The sequence below is a fragment of the Pseudomonas sp. T1.Ur genome (genome assembly GCF_023516725.1).
GTDB classification, from domain to species: domain Bacteria; phylum Pseudomonadota; class Gammaproteobacteria; order Pseudomonadales; family Pseudomonadaceae; genus Aquipseudomonas; species Aquipseudomonas alvandae.
This window is the reverse complement of the sequence record NZ_JAMGSN010000001.1, coordinates 741,643-758,010: the sequence shown is the minus strand read 5'-3', so window position 1 is coordinate 758,010 and position 16,368 is coordinate 741,643. Positions and strand designations below refer to the sequence as shown.

The following is a 16,368-nucleotide window of genomic DNA, read 5'->3' as shown; positions in this document are numbered from 1 at the left end:
TAATGAGAATCCACCGTGACGGACAACCATCGCCCACCTGAAGCCGCCGAGGCACAGGACACTGCCCACGCCATGGACCAGGCGCTGGACTGGTTGATCCTGCTCGACAACCCCAGCGAGGAGCAGCGCCGAGACTTCCAGGCCTGGCTGGCGGCCGATCCTCGCCATGGCGAAGCGTTCGCCAGGGCCCAGGCGATCTGGAATGGCCCGCACGTCATCGAAAGCGCCCGACAACTGCGAGACCAGCCCAAAGTCACCGCGCTGTCGCGCCTGCGTGCCCATTGGAAGCCGTTGGCAACTGCCGCCGTGCTGTTTCTCGGCCTGTTCAATTTCAGCGACTTGCCCCTGCACTTCGAAGCCGATCACCTGACGGTGGTCGGTGAGCGCCAGCGCCTGCAATTGGAAGACGGCTCCAAGGTCCTGCTCAACACCGATTCGGCGTTTTCCAGCACGTTCAGCGAACAACGGCACGTGGCCCGCCTGTATAAGGGCGAGGCATTCTTCGAAGTGCCGGGCAACCGCAACCTGCCGCTGGAAATTGATGCCGGCCCGGTCACCGCCAGCGTCAGCGACACCACATTTGCCGTGCGTTACCTCGACGGCGTGGCCCAAGTCCAGGTGCAGCGCGGCGACATCGACCTGCGGGCCACCCGGTACGACACCCACGTGCGGCTGTCGGCCGGCGAAAGCATCCGCATCGGCCCCAACGGCTTCGACCGCCCGGCGCGGCTCGATGCGGGAACGGACCTGGCCTGGGTCCAGGGGCGGCTGGTGTTCGAAAACCGGCCGCTGAGCCAAGTCCTGACAGAGTTACGACGCTACTACCCAGGCTGGATCATCAACACCAACGAACGGCTGGCCAACGTCGCGGTCACGGGTAATTACCGCCTCGACCAGCCGCTGGATGTGGTCCGCTCCCTGGCGCACATCACCTCTGCGCGGTTGCAGGAATTCCCGGCGCTGGTAATCCTGAACTAAATGAGAATTATTTTTACTCGATAACCTTCGCTGGTTCGTCTCGTTATAGCCAATGCAATTGATTCGCATCTTCACGATGCCGATCTGCACCTATAACAGATGCGACACGGAGCGCTATCGATGTCCTCTCGCCTTACTTGCCGGTTTCTCGCACCTTCCCGCGCGCTGTCATTGCTGACCGCCGCCATCCTGATGGCCGGTGCCGCACCAGCAGCCTTCGCCGTCAATGGGCAATCGCCCGCCCACAACATGGGTGACTACACCTTCAACATCGCCCGACAACCCTTGGTCTCCGCGCTCAACGCATTCACGACCGTGACGGGCTGGCAAGTCGGCTTGCCGGCTGAACTGGCCGAAGGCATTGCCTCGCCGGGTGTGAACGGCTCGCTGTCGCCGGAAAAAGCCCTGGAGCGCTTGTTGGTGGGGACCGACTTGAGCTACCGCAAACTGAGCAATAACAACATCGTTCTGGAAAAACGCAGCGCCAGCACCGTGCTGGACTTGCAGCAGGTGACCATCAGCGCCACCCGCCAGGAACAGGACATCACCAGCGTACCGAGCACCGTTTCCATCCATGATCGCCAGGAACTCGATCGCAACAACGTCAACACCCTCAAGGACCTGGTGCGCTACGAGCCCGGTGTTTCCGTGGGCGGCGCGGGCCAGCGTGGCGGCATCAGCGGCTACAACATCCGCGGCATCGACGGCAACCGGATCCTGACCCAGGTCGACGGCGTGGAAGTGCCTGGCGGTTTCTTCAACGGTCCCTATGCCAAGACCCAGCGCAACTATGTCGACCCGGAAATCATCAAGCGCGTGGAGATCCTCCGTGGCCCGGCCTCGGTGCTGTACGGCAGCAATGCCATCGGCGGTGTCGTCAGTTATTTCACCCTCGACGCGGATGACATCATCAAGCCCGGCCAGGACGTCGGCGCACGCCTGAAGACCGGCTACAGCTCCGTCGACGAGAGCTGGCTCAAGTCCTCCACTGTCGCCGGTCGCAGCGGGCCATTCGACGCGCTGCTGCACTACAGCCAGCGCGACGGTCATGAAACCGAATCCTACGGCAGCAACAACGGCACCGGCCTGGACCGCACCGCGGCCAACCCGGAAGACGTGCGCGCCAACAACGTGCTGGCCAAACTTGGCTGGAATTACAGCGATGACGCACGCCTGAGCCTGGTGTATGAGAAGTACAAGGATGATCGCGACATCGATCTGAAAAGTGCCTATGGCGGTCCCTATTCCAATGGCCGCCCGACGATTCCCGGCGCGATCCTGCCCGGCGGCATGTACCAGTGGCGCACCGGCAACGACACCATCACCCGCGAACGTTTCGGCCTGGAGCACAGCTTCGTCCTCGACAGCCTGCTGGCCGACACCATCAAGTGGAGCCTGAACCACCAGGTCGCCAAGACCGACCAGAGCACCGCCGAGTTCTACTTCCCGATCACGCGCCAGGTACTGCGCACGCGAGAAACGCTCTACGAAGAGAAGCAGTGGGTGTTCGACGCGCAACTGGACAAGTCTTTCAGCGTTGCTGACACCGATCACGCACTGACCTACGGCACCACGCTCAAGCAGCAAAAGGTCACCGGTTCGCGCAGCGGCAATGGCGTGTGCCTGGCGGTCGGCGTGGGCTGCTCCGCCGTCGGCGCGATCAGCACGCGGGACGTGCTGGCAAAAGCCAGTGACTTCCCGGACCCGACGATCAACACCTACAGCTTGTTCGCCCAGGACCAGATCAGCTGGGACAAATGGACCTTCACGCCAGCACTGCGCTACGACTACACCCGGCTCAAGCCACACCTGACCGAGGAATTCCTCAGCACCGTGGCCCCCACCGCCGGCGGCACGGTCAGTGGCCAGGACAAGACCTGGCATCGCGTCTCGCCCAAGTTCGGCCTGACCTATGACCTGACTGACCAATACACCTGGTACGGCCAGTACGCCGAAGGTTTCCGCACGCCGACCGCCAAGGCCCTGTATGGCCGTTTCGACAATGCGGGTATTGGCTACAGCGTGAAACCCAATCCCGACCTGGAACCGGAAAAAAGCAAGAGCTACGAGACTGGCTTGCGTGGGCGCTTCGATTCCGGCTCGTTCGACCTGGCGGTGTTCTACAACAAGTACCGCGACTTCATCAACGAGGACGCCATCATCCCCGGCGCCGACCAGTTGACCTTCCAGAGCAACAACATCAAGCACGCCACCATCAAGGGCATCGAAGCCAAGGGTCGCCTGGACCTGGACGTGTTCGGCGCTCCAGGGGGGCTCTATACCCAAGGCTCGGTGGCTTACCTCCATGGCCGCAACAACGACACCGGCGAACCGCTCAACAGCATCAACCCACTGACCGGCGTGTTCGGCCTGGGTTACGACCAGGCGCAGTTTGGCACCTTGCTCAGCTGGACCCTGGTGAAGAAGCAAGACCGTGTCGATGACAGCAACTTCAACTCCCCCGACGGCGTCAGCAGCCAATTCAAGACGCCGGGTTTCGGCATTGTCGACCTGAGCGGGTACTACAAGGTCACCGATGACGTCACGGTCAGCGGGGGCCTCTACAACCTCACCGACAAGAAGTACTGGCTGTGGGACGACGTTCGCGGCTACGACAGCGTCGGCGAAGCGGCGGTGCTGAACCCGGCCAATCTCGATCGCCTCACGGCGCCTGGGCGCAACTTCGCGGTCAACCTGATCTGGGATATCTGACCAGGATTTCTGTCGACAAGCCAAATGCCCTGTGGCGAGGGATCTTGCTCCCGCTGGACTGCGCAGCAGTCCCAAGAACTTGCGGTCGCTGCGCCCGAGGCGTCGGACCGACCGAGCGGGAGCAAGCTCCCTCGCCACGATGTATTTCATTCGAAGGAATTTTTCATGACCACACAACGTCCCGTTTCCCGCTCCCAACGCCTGAACCAGATCACCCACGAGCCTCACGGCAGGCTCGACGCGCTGGTCAAGGCACACGCCCCATTCGAAACCCAGGCCAGCTACGCCCGCTTCGTTGTCGCCCAGTACCAGTTCCAGTCGGAACTGGCGGCCCTGTACAACGACGCGCAACTGACCGCGCTGATTAGCGATTTGCCCGCGCGCTGCCGCGCCGAAGCGGCCAAGGCCGACCTCGCGGACCTGGACACCGAAGTGCCGGCGCCCATGGCCGGCGCGGTGAAGAACCCGACCCAGGCCGAAGCCCTCGGCTGGCTGTTCGTCTCCGAGGGATCCAAGCTTGGCGCCGCGTTCTTGATCAAGCGCGCCGTCGCCCTTGGAATGAACGAAACCTTCGGTGCCAGACACTTGGCAGAACCGGCGGGCGGGCGCGCCGAAGGCTGGAAAACCTTCACCCGGACCCTCGACGAGCTGCCCTTCACCGAACAGCAGGAAGCCGAGGCGGACAAAGGCGCGCTGGCGGCGTTCAACCGGTTTACGGTGTTGCTGGAGCAAGCCTACGCGTCGGAATTGGCCTGACTCACACCACTCCCAAAGGAGATTCATGGTGGATGCATATTCTGCAGTCACCAAGAACCCGTGTGGGAGCGAGCTTGCTCGCGATGGCGTCAGATCAGTCGACCTTCATGCGCCTGATACACCGCTATCGCGAGCGAGCTCCCGCAGGGGAAAGTGGATATCGGATAGAAATACATGAGCCGCACACCCTCGAAACTCAGCCAACTGCTCTTCGCGCTCATCGCCTACACCAGCCTGGCCATCGGCCTGGTGGCCATCGTCGTGCCCGGCTTGCCGACCACTGAGTTCATCCTGCTCGCCGCTTGGGCCGCCACCCGCAGTTCGCCGCGCCTGAGTGCCTGGCTGGAAGGCCATCGGCTGTTCGGACCGATGCTGCACAACTGGCGCAACGGCAAGGTCATCCCGCGCCGGGCCAAGATCGCGGCGACGGTCAGCATGCTGTGCTGTATGGGGTTGATGCTGCTGGTGCTCGACCACCATTGGCCGGTTTACCTCGCGCTCGCGGGCATGGGCCTGGGCAATCTCTGGATCTGGTCACGCCCGGAACACCGTGGCGAGGGAGCTTGCTCCCGCTGGGGCGGTCCGACGCCTCGGGCGTAGCGCCCCCCGATGTTCGTTTGATCTATGCTCGCTCTCTGGTTCAGGAGGGCTTCTAAATGTCAGACCTACTCACATCCATGCAAACCGCCATCGGCTTGCCCGCGACACCGATCCCCTTCACAGGCGAAGGCACCCTGCCCTCGGCCTTCGCGGTCACGGAACTGGCCAGCGCGAGCATCGGTGTGGCCGGTCAAGCGGTCGCCGCGCTCATCCACCAGCAAACCGGTCGCCTGCCGACGCTTGAAGTCGACCGGCGCCTGGCCTCGTTCTGGTTTTCCACCTCCCTGCGACCCATCGGCTGGAGCGTGCCGCCGATGTGGGATCCGGTGGCTGGCGACTATGCCACCGCCGACGGCTGGATCCGCCTGCACACCAACGCGCCGCATCATCGCCGGGCGGCGGAAAAGGTCCTCGGCGCCTGCACCGACCGCACCGACATGGCCAGCAAAGTGATCCGCTGGAACAAGGCTGAACTGGAGCAGGCCGTGGTCGACGCCGGTGGTTGCGCCGCGCAGATGCGCTCATGGCAGGCGTGGCAAATCCATCCGCAGGGCATCGCGGTCAACGCCGAGCCTCTCGTTCAGTTGGATGACGGCGTCGAAGGCTCGCCTACGCCCTGGCTCGGCTCCGTCGCCCAGCCCCTGGCGGGCCTCAAGGTGTTGGACCTGACCCGCGTGCTGGCCGGTCCGATTGCCAGCCGTTTTCTCGCCGGCCTGGGCGCCGACGTACTGCGCATCGACCCGCCGACCTGGAACGAACCCGGCGTGGTGCCGGAAGTCACCCTCGGCAAACGGTGCGCCCGCCTCGACTTGCAGCAACCCGCTGACCGCGCGACGTTCGAGGCGCTGCTCAAGGAGGCCGACATCCTGCTGCACGGCTACCGCGCCGACGCACTGGAACGCTTGGGCTATGGCGCCACGCAGCGCCAACCATTGGCCCCCGGCCTGATCGACGTGTGCCTCAACGCCTACGGCTGGAGCGGCCCCTGGCAACACCGCCGCGGATTCGACAGCCTGGTGCAGATGAGCAGCGGCATCGCCGAGGCCGGCATGGCCTGGAAACACGCCGACAAGCCGACGCCGCTGCCGGTCCAGGCGCTGGACCACGGCACCGGTTACCTGATGGCGGCCAGTGCGATCGTGTTGGTCTCCCGCCGCTTGGCCACCGGCCATGGCGGCTCGGCGCGCTTGTCCCTGGCGCGCACGGCGAAGCTGTTGATCGAGGGAGGCGCCGGCGCTCAGGTTGCGTTGCGCCCTGAAGACGAGGCTGACCAGGGGCTGCTGGTGGAACAGACGCCGTGGGGGCCGGCGCATCGTTTGCAGGTACCGCTGAAGATCACCGGAACGCCGCTGCAATGGGCGTTGCCGGCCGCGGATTTGGGGGCTCACCGGGCGCAGTGGTGATCGCCCGATCGCCATCGTCGGATCGCCGCCCGGAGCAAGCTCGCTCCCACAGGGATATGCGTGAAACTGTGGGAGCGAGCTTGCTCGCGATAGCGGCGCATGAGTCACCACCACATCCACGTCTAACAGTTACCTGACCTAGATCAGATGCCAGCCTTCCCAATCGACTTAGGCTGTTGACTCTCTTCCCCCGCATGGGAGTCATGCAATGTCCGATACCCCCGGAAAACTTCGACTGGGTGCGCTGGTCGCGCTGGTTGTGGGCTCGATGATCGGCGGCGGGATCTTTTCCTTGCCACAGAACATGGCCGCCAGCGCCGACGTCGGTGCCGTATTGATCGGCTGGGCCATTACCGCAGTGGGCATGCTGACCCTGGCTTTCGTCTTCCAGACCCTGGCCAACCGCAAGCCTGACCTGGACGGCGGCGTATACGCCTACGCCAAGGCCGGGTTCGGCGACTACATGGGTTTCTCGTCGGCCTGGGGCTACTGGATCAGCGCCTGGCTGGGCAACGTCGGCTACTTCGTGTTGCTGTTCAGCACCCTGGGTTATTTCTTCCCGATCTTTGGCGAGGGCAACACCGTCGCCGCGGTAATCGGCGCCTCGGTGTTGCTCTGGGCCGTGCATGTCCTCGTACTGCGGGGCATCAAGGAAGCCGCTTTCATCAACCTGGTGACCACCGTCGCCAAGATCGTGCCGCTGCTGTTGTTCGTGTTGATCACGGTATTCGCCTTCAAGCTGGAGATTTTTACCGCCGACATCTGGGGCCTGAAGAATCCCGACCTGGGCAGCGTGATGGACCAAGTGCGACACATGATGCTGGTGACCGTGTGGGTGTTCATCGGCATCGAGGGCGCGAGTATTTTCTCCGCCCGCGCCGAGAAACGCAGCGACGTCGGCAAGGCCACCGTCATCGGCTTCATCACCGTGCTGTTGTTCCTGGTGCTGGTGAACGTGCTGTCCCTGGGGATCATGACCCAGCCTGAACTGGCCAAGCTGCAGAACCCGTCGATGGCCGCCGTGTTGGAACACGTGGTGGGTCACTGGGGCGCGGTACTGATCAGCGTTGGCCTGATCATCTCGCTGCTCGGCGCCCTGCTGTCCTGGGTCCTGCTGTGCGCCGAGATCATGTTCGCCGCCGCCAAGGACCACACCATGCCGGCGTTCCTACGCCGGGAGAACGCCAACCATGTGCCCGCCAACGCCCTGTGGCTGACCAACGCGATGGTCCAGCTGTTCCTGGTCATCACGTTGTTTTCGGCCAGCACCTACCTGTCGCTGATCTACCTCGCCACTTCGATGATCCTGGTGCCGTATCTGTGGTCGGCCGCCTACGCGGTGCTGTTGGCGGTCCGCGGCGAGACCTATCAGAACGCCCTGGCCGAACGCCGCAAGGACCTGGCCATCGGCGCCATCGCCCTGATCTACGCCATGTGGCTGCTGTATGCCGGCGGGATCAAGTACCTGCTGCTTTCCGCCCTGCTCTATGCCCCCGGCGCGATCCTGTTCGCCAAGGCCAAGCACGAACTGGGCAAGCCGGTTTTCACCTCGGTCGAGAAGCTGATTTTCGCCGCCGTGATCGTCGGAGCCCTGGTGGCTGCCTATGGGCTCTACGCGGGTTTCCTGACCCTCTGACCGGTCAACTGTTTTATCTGGAGGATGTGTAATGACCACGGAAAAAGTGAAATACGGCGTCCATTCCGAAGCCGGAAAATTGCGCAAAGTCATGGTCTGTTCACCCGGCCTGGCCCATCAGCGGCTGACGCCGAACAATTGCGACGAGCTGCTGTTCGATGACGTGCTGTGGGTCAACCAGGCCAAGCGCGACCACTTCGATTTCGTCACCAAGATGCGCGAACGCGGGATTGATGTCCTGGAGATGCACAACCTGCTGACCGACATTGTCGTCATCCCCGAAGCCCTGGACTGGATCCTGCAACGCAAGATCACCGCCAACTCGGTGGGCCTGGGCCTGGTGAATGAAGTCGGTTCGTGGCTGCGCAGCCTGGAGCCGCGCCACATCGCCGAGTTCCTGATCGGCGGCGTCTCGGCCGATGACCTGCCCGACAGCTTCGGCGGCAAGACCCTCCAGATGTTCCGCGACTTCCTCGGGCACTCCAGCTTCATCCTGCCGCCGCTGCCCAATACCCAGTTCACCCGCGATACCACCTGCTGGATCTACGGCGGCGTGACCCTCAACCCGATGTACTGGCCGGCGCGACGCCAGGAAACCCTGCTGACCACCGCCATCTACAAATTCCACCCGGAATTCACCCATGCCGATTTCCAGATCTGGTACGGCGACCCGGACCACGACCACGGCAATGCCACCCTTGAAGGCGGCGATGTGATGCCGATCGGTAACGGCGTGGTGTTGATCGGCATGGGCGAACGCTCGTCGCGCCAGGCCATCGGCCAACTGGCGCTGAATCTGTTCAAGCACAACGCCGTGGAACGCGTGATCGTCGCAGGGCTGCCGAAATCCCGCGCAGCCATGCACCTGGACACCGTGTTCAGTTTCTGTGACCGCGACCTGGTGACGATTTTTCCGGAGGTCGTCAGCCAGATCGTGGCGTTTTCACTGCGCCCGGACGAGAGCAAACCCGGCGGCATCGACGTACGCCGCGAGGAAGGCAGCTTCCTCGATACCGTAGCCGCCGCCCTCAAGTTGCCGGCGCTGCGGATAGTGGAAACCGGCGGCAACAGCTTCGCCGCCGAACGCGAGCAATGGGACGATGGCAACAACGTGGTCGCCCTGGAGCCGGGCGTGGTGATCGGCTACGACCGCAACACCTACACCAACACCCTGCTGCGCAAGGCCGGCGTGGAAGTCATCACCATCAGCGCCAGCGAGCTGGGCCGGGGCCGGGGCGGCGGCCATTGCATGACCTGCCCGATCATCCGCGACCCTATCGATTACTGACCTTCGAGCCTGGGCCGTTTTTATCGAAAACGGCCCAGGGGATAACCGACACCCAAGGAGATCCACCATGGCGTTCAACATGCGCAACCGCAGCCTGCTGAGCTTGATGCACCACACCAACCGCGAGCTGCACTTCCTGCTGGACCTGTCCCGTGACCTCAAGCGCGCCAAATACACGGGCACCGAGCAGCCACACCTCAAGGGCAAGAACATCGCGCTGATCTTCGAAAAAACCTCGACCCGCACCCGCTGCGCCTTCGAAGTCGCGGCCCATGACCAGGGCGCCCACGTCACCTACATCGACCCGGTGTCGTCGCAGATCGGCCACAAGGAAAGCATGAAGGACACCGCCCGCGTCCTGGGGCGGATGTTCGACGCCATCGAATACCGGGGCTTCGAACAGGAAATTGTCGAAGAACTGGCCAAGTTCGCCGGGGTGCCGGTGTTCAACGGCCTGACCGCCGAATTCCACCCGACCCAAATGATCGCCGACACCCTGACCATGCGCGAGCACAGCGACAAGCCGCTGCATGACATCAGCTACGCCTACCTGGGCGATGCGCGCTACAACATGGGCAATTCGCTGCTGATGATCGGCGCCAAACTGGGCATGGACGTGCGCATCGGCGCGCCGAAAGCGCTGTGGCCGCACCCGGATTTCATCGACCAATGCCAAGCCTTCGCCGCCGAAAGCGGCGCGCGGATCACCATCACTGAAGACCCGCAAGCAGCGGTCAAGGGCGTGGATTTCATCCACACCGATATCTGGGTGTCCATGGGCGAGCCGGTGGAAGCCTGGGACGAGCGCATCGAGCAATTGCTGCCCTACCAGGTCAACACGCAGATGATGAAGGCCTCGGGCAACCCGCGGGTGAAATTCATGCACTGCCTGCCGGCGTTCCATAACAGCGAAACCAAGGTCGGCAAGGACATCGCAGCGCGTTATCCGAATCTCGCCAACGGCGTTGAAGTGACCGAGGAGGTGTTCGAGTCGCCGGCCAACATTGCCTTCGAACAGGCGGAAAACCGCATGCACACCATCAAGGCGATCCTGGTGGCGGCGTTGGCGGATATCTGAATCCGGTTGAAGTGCTTTTCATTGTGGGAGCGAGCTTGCTCGCGATGGCGGCGGCCCATCCAACATCGATGCAAGCTGACACTCCGCCATCGTCGGATCGCCGCCCGGAGCAAGCTCGCTCCCACAGGGTAACTGCATTGTTCGTTATATTTTGAAAGGACAGCACCATGCGCATCGTCGTTGCCCTGGGCGGTAACGCCCTCCTGCGTCGGGGGGAACCCATGACCGCAGACAATCAACGCAGCAACATCCGCACCGCGGCCGAACAGATCGCCAAGATCCACCCCGGCAACCAACTGGTCATCGCCCACGGCAACGGCCCGCAGGTCGGCCTGCTGTCGTTGCAGGCGGCGGCGTACACCTCGGTCACGCCGTACCCGCTGGACGTGTTGGGTGCCGAAACCGAAGGCATGATCGGCTACATCATCGAACAGGAACTGGGCAACCTGCTGGACTTCGAAGTGCCCTTCGCCACGCTGCTGACCCAGGTTGAAGTGGACGCCAACGACCCGGCGTTCCAGGCCCCGACCAAGCCCATCGGCCCGGTCTACAGCCAGCAAGAGGCGGAAAAACTCGCCGTCGAGAGAGGCTGGGCCATCGCCCCGGATGGCGACAAGTTCCGCCGCGTGGTCGCCAGCCCACGCCCCAAGCGCATCTTCGAGATCCGTCCGATCAAATGGCTGTTGGAGAAAGGCAGCATCGTGATCTGCGCCGGGGGCGGCGGCATCCCGACGCTGTATGACGCCGACGGCAAGCTGCAGGGCGTGGAAGCGGTGATCGACAAGGACCTGTGCTCGGCGCTGCTGGCCGAACAACTGGACAGCGATCTGCTGGTGATCGCCACCGACGTCAACGCCGCATTCATCGATTTTGGCAAGCCGACCCAGAAAGCCATTGCCCAGGCCCACCCCGACGACATGGAACGGCTCGGTTTCGCCGCCGGGTCCATGGGGCCGAAGGTGCAAGCCGCCTGCGAATTCGCCCGCCACACCGGCAAGGACGCGGTGATCGGATCGCTGTCGGACATCGATGCTATCGTCCAGGGCACTGCCGGCACCCGCATCAGCATGGCAACGCCGGGGATCGTTTATCGGTGACAGCAAAACTTATGCGGCAGGCGCGGTGTCTGCCGTTCTCCACGCCTTCGAAGGAGAGTCGTCAATGGCCATGTTCAAACCCGGTCACCTGCACATGGAGCGCCATGCGCTGAACAAGGATGATTACAGCTACAACCTGTGCATCGACTACGAGATTGCACAGGATCCCAAGGAGGGAACGGGCATGTCCTTCCGCCTGCACGGCACGGTGGAAGACAAGAACGTGGACGAGACGTTTTTCCTGGCCAAGGACCAGGCTTTCGACTTCGCCCGCCACGCCACGCGCATCGCCCAGCAATACGGCTTGCCCAAGACCGCCAGCATTGGCTCGATGCATAAGTACTACGACGAGATGTTCGAAGACGTGCGCCACCAACTGGACGTCAAGCCGGGGGACCCGATGAAGCCAGAGCACCTGGAATAACCCGGTTAAAAGACCACCCCAATCCCCTGTGGGAGCAAGCTTGCTCGCGATAGCGGTAGATCAGTCGACACTCAGGGTGACTGACCCGCCCTCATCGCGAGCAAGCTCGCTCCCACAAGGGATATCAGTGTTCTGAATATCGGTTAAACACCCTCACTGCCTCGCTGGCAACCCGCCACAGCTGACCTATGCTGAAAGCAGTACCCCCGGGTATTCGTTCAGAGGTCATCGCCATGAACATCAAAACAAGAAGACGCCTCGCCATCTTCATCACCTGCACCGCCACGCTTGCGTTGTACGGCACCGCGGCTTATCGGGTCGAGCAGGCCAGGCAGTTGCCCCGTGAATACGCCAGCTGCAACTTCGAACGCTGCATCCCCCACAGCGCAACCCTGAACGCCCTGCGCTGAGGCGTGGTCAGTCGTCCGGTTGATCGGTCTTGAGCCGGTCCCGGAATACCTTGGGCGAGATACCGACGCGCCGGCGAAACAGCCGGGTGAAGTTGGTCGGGTCAGAGAAGCCGAGCATCTCGGATATCTCATAGATCGTCATGCCGGTGTAGGTCAGCAGCCGTTTGGCTTCCAACAATTGCCGCTCATGCATGATCTGCAGCGCCGGCTGCCCCGCCAGTTCGCGACAGGTACCGTTGAGGTGCGACACCGAAATACCCAGGCGATGGGCCAGGTCTTCGACCTTGACGTGCTGGCGATAGGTTTCCTCCACCAGCTGGATGAAGCCGTTGAGGTATTCCCGGGCCCGTTGCGGGCGCTGGGTCGAGGTGCGCCGGCTCATCACCTGGCGACTGACCCAGACCATGATCACGCTGACCAGCGCATGCATCAGCATTTCCCGGGCCGGTTGGTGCCCGACGTACTCGGCCTGCAAGGCGCTGAACAAGCTGTTGAGATAATCGGCGTTCTCGCCGGCCGGGTAGGCTTCGGCCTGGGCCAGGATGTTCACCGAATGACCGAGCTGCCCCTGCAGGTGCGTCACCAGCGGCGCCGCCAGCGTGACTACGTAACCTTGCACATCCTCGGAAAACCGAAAGCCATGGACCGACAGCGGCGGCAGGATCTGCACCGCCGGCTCGTCGAGCCGGGTGCGCTGGCCTTCAATTTCCAGCTCTGCCTGGCCCTTGAAGACAAACAGCAACTGGCACAGGTCGGCATGCCGATGGGGTTTGATTTCCCATTGGTGCTCGCTGCTGCGGCTGGAAATGGTTTCGCAGTGCAGCAGATCCGGCGTGGGCCAATCCTGGCTTTCGCCATAGAGCTTGAACACCGGGATCGAAGGCAGCTCAGTTTTCTTCATAACGAGGATCGGCCTCGGGTTACGGGCGGTAATCGCACCGATTGGCAGAAAGTACAGGTTTCAGCGCAGTTTTCCCCTTCAACTGACAGGTCCGCAAGCGAAAAATGCACGCCAGGATTACTAAAAATAAACACCGACCCTGGTCGCGTGCTTCTTGCGAGTCATAACAACAATGAAAACCCTCAAGACCCAAGTCGCCATTATCGGCGCCGGCCCCTCTGGACTGCTGCTCGGCCAGTTGCTGCACAACGCTGGGATCGACACCGTGATCCTCGAACGGCAGGCACCCGACTACGTCCTCAGCCGCATCCGCGCCGGCGTGCTCGAACAAGGCATGGTCCAGCTGCTGCGCCAGGCCGGGGTTGGCCAGCGCATGGACGCCGAAGGCCTGCCCCACGACGGCTTTGAACTGGTCCTCAATGGTCGTCGCGTGCACATCGACCTCAAGGGGCTGACGGGCGGCCAGAACGTCATGGTCTACGGCCAGACCGAAGTCACCCGCGACCTGATGGCGGCGCGCGAGGCATCCGGCGCGCGGACGCTGTATCAGGTCGACAATGCCCAACCCCACGATCTCACGAACGATCACCCCTTCGTAACGTTCGAACACGCCGGCGAAACCTGGCGCCTGGACTGCGATTACGTGGCCGGCTGCGACGGTTTCCACGGCGTGGCGCGGCAGTCGATTCCGGCGGAAAAACTCAAGGTCTTCGAGCGCGTCTACCCGTTCGGCTGGCTCGGCATCCTCGCCGATACCCCGCCCGTCCACGAAGAACTCGTCTATGCGCGTCACGAGCGCGGCTTCGCCCTATGCAGCATGCGCTCACGGACCCGTACCCGTTATTACCTGCAGGTGCCCGCCGAGGAACACGTGGCCGACTGGCCGGACGAGCGCTTCTGGACCGAACTGAAAAACCGCCTGCCCGCCGACCTGGCCGAAACGCTGGTGACCGGTCCTTCCATCGAAAAAAGCATCGCGCCGCTGCGCAGCTTTGTGGTGGAACCGATGCAATACGGAAGGATGTTCCTGGTCGGCGACGCCGCCCACATTGTCCCGCCGACCGGTGCCAAGGGGTTGAACCTGGCTGCCAGCGATGTCAGCACGCTGTTCAATATCTTGCTCAAGGTCTATCGCGACGGTCGCGTGGATCTGCTGGAACGCTACTCCGACATCTGCCTGCGAAGGGTCTGGAAAGCCGAGCGGTTTTCCTGGTGGATGACGTCGATGCTGCACCGCTTCGATGACGATGCGTTCAACCAGCGCATCAGCGAGGCGGAACTGGAGTATTTCGTCGACTCCGAGGCCGGTCGAAAAACCATCGCGGAAAATTACGTCGGTCTTCCTTACGAGGCTATCGAATAGCCGGCTATCGATTTAAACTGCGAGCATTTCGCCGCCAGGCACGATGCCCGCAGGTTCCACCGTGACTCAGCTCAATACTCCCCAAGCCCAACAGCCCGCCATCCGCAGCGTGCTGGTGGCGCTGATGCTGGCGATTTTCCTCGGGGCATTGGACCAGACCATCGTCGCGGTCTCGATGCCGGCCATTTCCGCGCAGTTCAAGGACGTCAGCCTGCTGGCCTGGGTGATCTCCGGCTACATGGTCGCCATGACCGTTGCGGTGCCGATCTACGGCAAGCTGGGCGACTTGTATGGCCGGCGGCCGCTGATGCTGTTCGGCATGGGCCTGTTCACCCTCGCCTCGCTGTTCTGCGGGATGGCGCAGAACATGGAACAGTTGGTGCTGGCGCGGATTTTCCAGGGCATCGGCGCCGGCGGCATGATTTCCGTGAGCCAGGCGATCATCGGCGACATCATCCCGCCCCGCGAGCGCGGTCGCTACCAGGGCTATTTCAGCAGCATGTACGCAGTGGCCAGCGTCGCCGGGCCGGTGCTCGGCGGCTACATGACCGAATACCTGTCGTGGCGCTGGGTCTTCTGGATCAACCTGCCGCTGGGCCTGGGCGCCTGGCTGGTGGCCCGGCGCACGCTGGTGGGGCTGCCGGTGCCGCAACGCACGCCGATCATCGATTACCTGGGCACCGTGTTGCTGATCATCGGCCTGACCGCGCTGCTGCTGGGCATTACTCAGATCGGCCAGGGGCACGCCTGGCACAGCCGGGAAGTGCTCGGGCTGCTGGGTTGCGCGGTGGTCGTGCTGGGCCTGTTCGCCTGGCATGAACGCCGCGCCCGCGAGCCGTTGCTGCCCATGCACCTGTTCGTCAACCGCAGCGCGGTGTTGTGCTGGTGCACGGTGTTTTTCACCAGTTTCCAGGCCATCTCACTGACGGTGCTGGTGCCGTTGCGCTTCCAGAGCGTGACCGGCGCCGGCGCCGACAGTGCCGCGCTGCATTTGCTGCCGCTGGCGATGGGACTGCCGATCGGTGCTTATTTCGCCGGGCGGCGAACCTCGGTCACCGGGCGCTACAAACCGATGATCCTCAGTGGCGCCGTGCTCTTCCCGTTCGCCCTTCTCGGCATGGCTTTCACGCCACCCGGCGCGCTATGGCTCAGTGGTCTGTTCATGTTGCTCAGCGGCATCGCCTCCGGCATGCAATTTCCCACCTCGCTGGTGGGCTCGCAGAATTCGGTGCAGCAACGGGACATCGGCGTCGCCACCAGCACCACCAACCTCTTCCGCTCATTGGGCGGCGCGGTGGGCGTGGCGTTGATGTCAGCGCTGCTGCTGGCGTTGCTCCAGGATTCCGGCTTTGCCCAGCTCGCCGGTTCGTCGGTGATTGGCGAAGGGCATTCAGGCAACGTGCTGCTCGATGGCCTGAATGCCGCGCCTGGCGAGGCGCTGGACGCTTTGCGCGAAGAACTGCAGGCAACGTTCCGCCACCTGCTGATGATCAGCGCGGCGGTGTCGTTGCTGGGGCTGGCGGCGGCGGTGGCGATGCCCGATCGCCTGTTGCGCGGGCGCGAAGAAAAGGCTCGGTAGCACGGACGGCACTGAACCCTGTGGCGAGGGGATTTATCCCCGCTGGGCTCTGTAGGAGCTGGCGAAGCCTGCGATCTTTTGATCTTTTGATCTTTTGATCTTTTGATCTTTCACTTGAGATTCAAGTGTCTGGGGTAAAGATC

General features: G+C 62.9%; 14 protein-coding genes. 13 read left to right on the top strand and 1 reads right to left on the bottom strand.

Annotated features, from left to right (window positions below; genetic code table 11):
• The first annotated feature begins 15 nt into the window (after positions 1-15).
• From M8Q45_RS03530 to M8Q45_RS03480, 11 genes are all read left to right on the top strand, one after another.
• Positions 16-978, top strand: coding sequence for a FecR family protein (locus tag M8Q45_RS03530; RefSeq protein WP_249873591.1), 963 nt, complete (start codon positions 16-18; stop codon positions 976-978).
• Between the two features lie 120 nt (positions 979-1,098).
• Complete coding sequence (locus tag M8Q45_RS03525; protein WP_249873590.1) at positions 1,099-3,690, top strand: TonB-dependent receptor; 2,592 nt, start codon at positions 1,099-1,101, stop codon at positions 3,688-3,690.
• A 165-nt stretch (positions 3,691-3,855) separates the two neighbouring features.
• Positions 3,856-4,446: a biliverdin-producing heme oxygenase gene (locus tag M8Q45_RS03520; protein ID WP_249873589.1), complete on the top strand. Its 591-nt coding sequence runs from the start codon at positions 3,856-3,858 to the stop codon at positions 4,444-4,446.
• 174 nt (positions 4,447-4,620) lie between these two features.
• Positions 4,621-5,046, top strand: a complete 426-nt coding sequence (locus tag M8Q45_RS03515) for a YbaN family protein (protein ID WP_249873588.1) — start codon at positions 4,621-4,623, stop codon at positions 5,044-5,046.
• Positions 5,047-5,102: 56 nt separating this feature from the next.
• Positions 5,103-6,449: a CoA transferase gene (locus tag M8Q45_RS03510; protein WP_249873587.1), complete on the top strand. Its 1,347-nt coding sequence runs from the start codon at positions 5,103-5,105 to the stop codon at positions 6,447-6,449.
• 208 nt (positions 6,450-6,657) lie between these two features.
• Positions 6,658-8,085 carry an arginine-ornithine antiporter gene (arcD, locus tag M8Q45_RS03505; protein WP_249873586.1) on the top strand — a complete coding sequence of 476 codons (1,428 nt, stop codon included), beginning with the start codon at positions 6,658-6,660 and terminating at the stop codon, positions 8,083-8,085.
• 31 nt (positions 8,086-8,116) lie between these two features.
• Complete coding sequence (gene arcA, locus M8Q45_RS03500) at positions 8,117-9,373, top strand: arginine deiminase (RefSeq protein ID WP_249873585.1); 1,257 nt, start codon at positions 8,117-8,119, stop codon at positions 9,371-9,373.
• A 67-nt stretch (positions 9,374-9,440) separates the two neighbouring features.
• Positions 9,441-10,451, top strand: a complete 1,011-nt coding sequence (locus M8Q45_RS03495) for an ornithine carbamoyltransferase (protein WP_249873584.1) — start codon at positions 9,441-9,443, stop codon at positions 10,449-10,451.
• A 167-nt stretch (positions 10,452-10,618) separates the two neighbouring features.
• Entirely contained in the window at positions 10,619-11,548 is a 930-nt protein-coding gene (gene arcC / locus M8Q45_RS03490) for a carbamate kinase (RefSeq protein WP_249873583.1), read from the top strand.
• Positions 11,549-11,612: 64 nt separating this feature from the next.
• The gene (locus tag M8Q45_RS03485; RefSeq protein ID WP_249873582.1) at positions 11,613-11,972 is read left to right on the top strand and encodes a DUF5064 family protein; all 360 of its coding nucleotides are present in this window, start codon (positions 11,613-11,615) and stop codon (positions 11,970-11,972) included.
• A gap of 233 nt (positions 11,973-12,205) precedes the next feature.
• A complete protein-coding gene (locus M8Q45_RS03480) occupies positions 12,206-12,382 on the top strand; it encodes a hypothetical protein (protein ID WP_249873581.1) in 177 nt (58 codons plus the stop codon).
• 7 nt (positions 12,383-12,389) lie between these two features.
• Here the strand turns inward: M8Q45_RS03480 and M8Q45_RS03475 are convergent, their stop codons facing one another.
• Entirely contained in the window at positions 12,390-13,283 is an 894-nt protein-coding gene (locus M8Q45_RS03475; protein ID WP_249873580.1) for a helix-turn-helix domain-containing protein, read from the bottom strand.
• 172 nt (positions 13,284-13,455) lie between these two features.
• On the opposite strand from M8Q45_RS03475, the gene pobA reads away from it, so the two are divergent.
• A complete protein-coding gene (gene pobA, locus M8Q45_RS03470) occupies positions 13,456-14,646 on the top strand; it encodes a 4-hydroxybenzoate 3-monooxygenase (RefSeq protein ID WP_249873579.1) in 1,191 nt (396 codons plus the stop codon).
• Between the two features lie 61 nt (positions 14,647-14,707).
• Positions 14,708-16,225, top strand: coding sequence for an MDR family MFS transporter (locus M8Q45_RS03465; RefSeq protein WP_249873578.1), 1,518 nt, complete (start codon positions 14,708-14,710; stop codon positions 16,223-16,225).
• Positions 16,226-16,368 lie beyond the last annotated feature (143 nt).

What these genes read in the sequence shown, in the direction of transcription:
- M8Q45_RS03520 (WP_249873589.1), top strand. Translation starts at nt 3,856, where the DNA reads ATGACCACACAACGTCCCGTTTCCCGCTCCCAACGCCTGAACCAGATC.
- arcC (WP_249873583.1), top strand. Translation starts at nt 10,619, where the DNA reads ATGCGCATCGTCGTTGCCCTGGGCGGTAACGCCCTCCTGCGTCGGGGG.
- M8Q45_RS03510 (WP_249873587.1), top strand. Translation starts at nt 5,103, where the DNA reads ATGTCAGACCTACTCACATCCATGCAAACCGCCATCGGCTTGCCCGCG.
- M8Q45_RS03495 (WP_249873584.1), top strand. Translation starts at nt 9,441, where the DNA reads ATGGCGTTCAACATGCGCAACCGCAGCCTGCTGAGCTTGATGCACCAC.
- M8Q45_RS03480 (WP_249873581.1), top strand. Translation starts at nt 12,206, where the DNA reads ATGAACATCAAAACAAGAAGACGCCTCGCCATCTTCATCACCTGCACC.
- M8Q45_RS03525 (WP_249873590.1), top strand. Translation starts at nt 1,099, where the DNA reads ATGTCCTCTCGCCTTACTTGCCGGTTTCTCGCACCTTCCCGCGCGCTG.
- M8Q45_RS03475 (WP_249873580.1), bottom strand. Translation starts at nt 13,283, where the DNA reads ATGAAGAAAACTGAGCTGCCTTCGATCCCGGTGTTCAAGCTCTATGGC.
- pobA (WP_249873579.1), top strand. Translation starts at nt 13,456, where the DNA reads ATGAAAACCCTCAAGACCCAAGTCGCCATTATCGGCGCCGGCCCCTCT.
- M8Q45_RS03485 (WP_249873582.1), top strand. Translation starts at nt 11,613, where the DNA reads ATGGCCATGTTCAAACCCGGTCACCTGCACATGGAGCGCCATGCGCTG.
- M8Q45_RS03515 (WP_249873588.1), top strand. Translation starts at nt 4,621, where the DNA reads ATGAGCCGCACACCCTCGAAACTCAGCCAACTGCTCTTCGCGCTCATC.
- arcA (WP_249873585.1), top strand. Translation starts at nt 8,117, where the DNA reads ATGACCACGGAAAAAGTGAAATACGGCGTCCATTCCGAAGCCGGAAAA.
- arcD (WP_249873586.1), top strand. Translation starts at nt 6,658, where the DNA reads ATGTCCGATACCCCCGGAAAACTTCGACTGGGTGCGCTGGTCGCGCTG.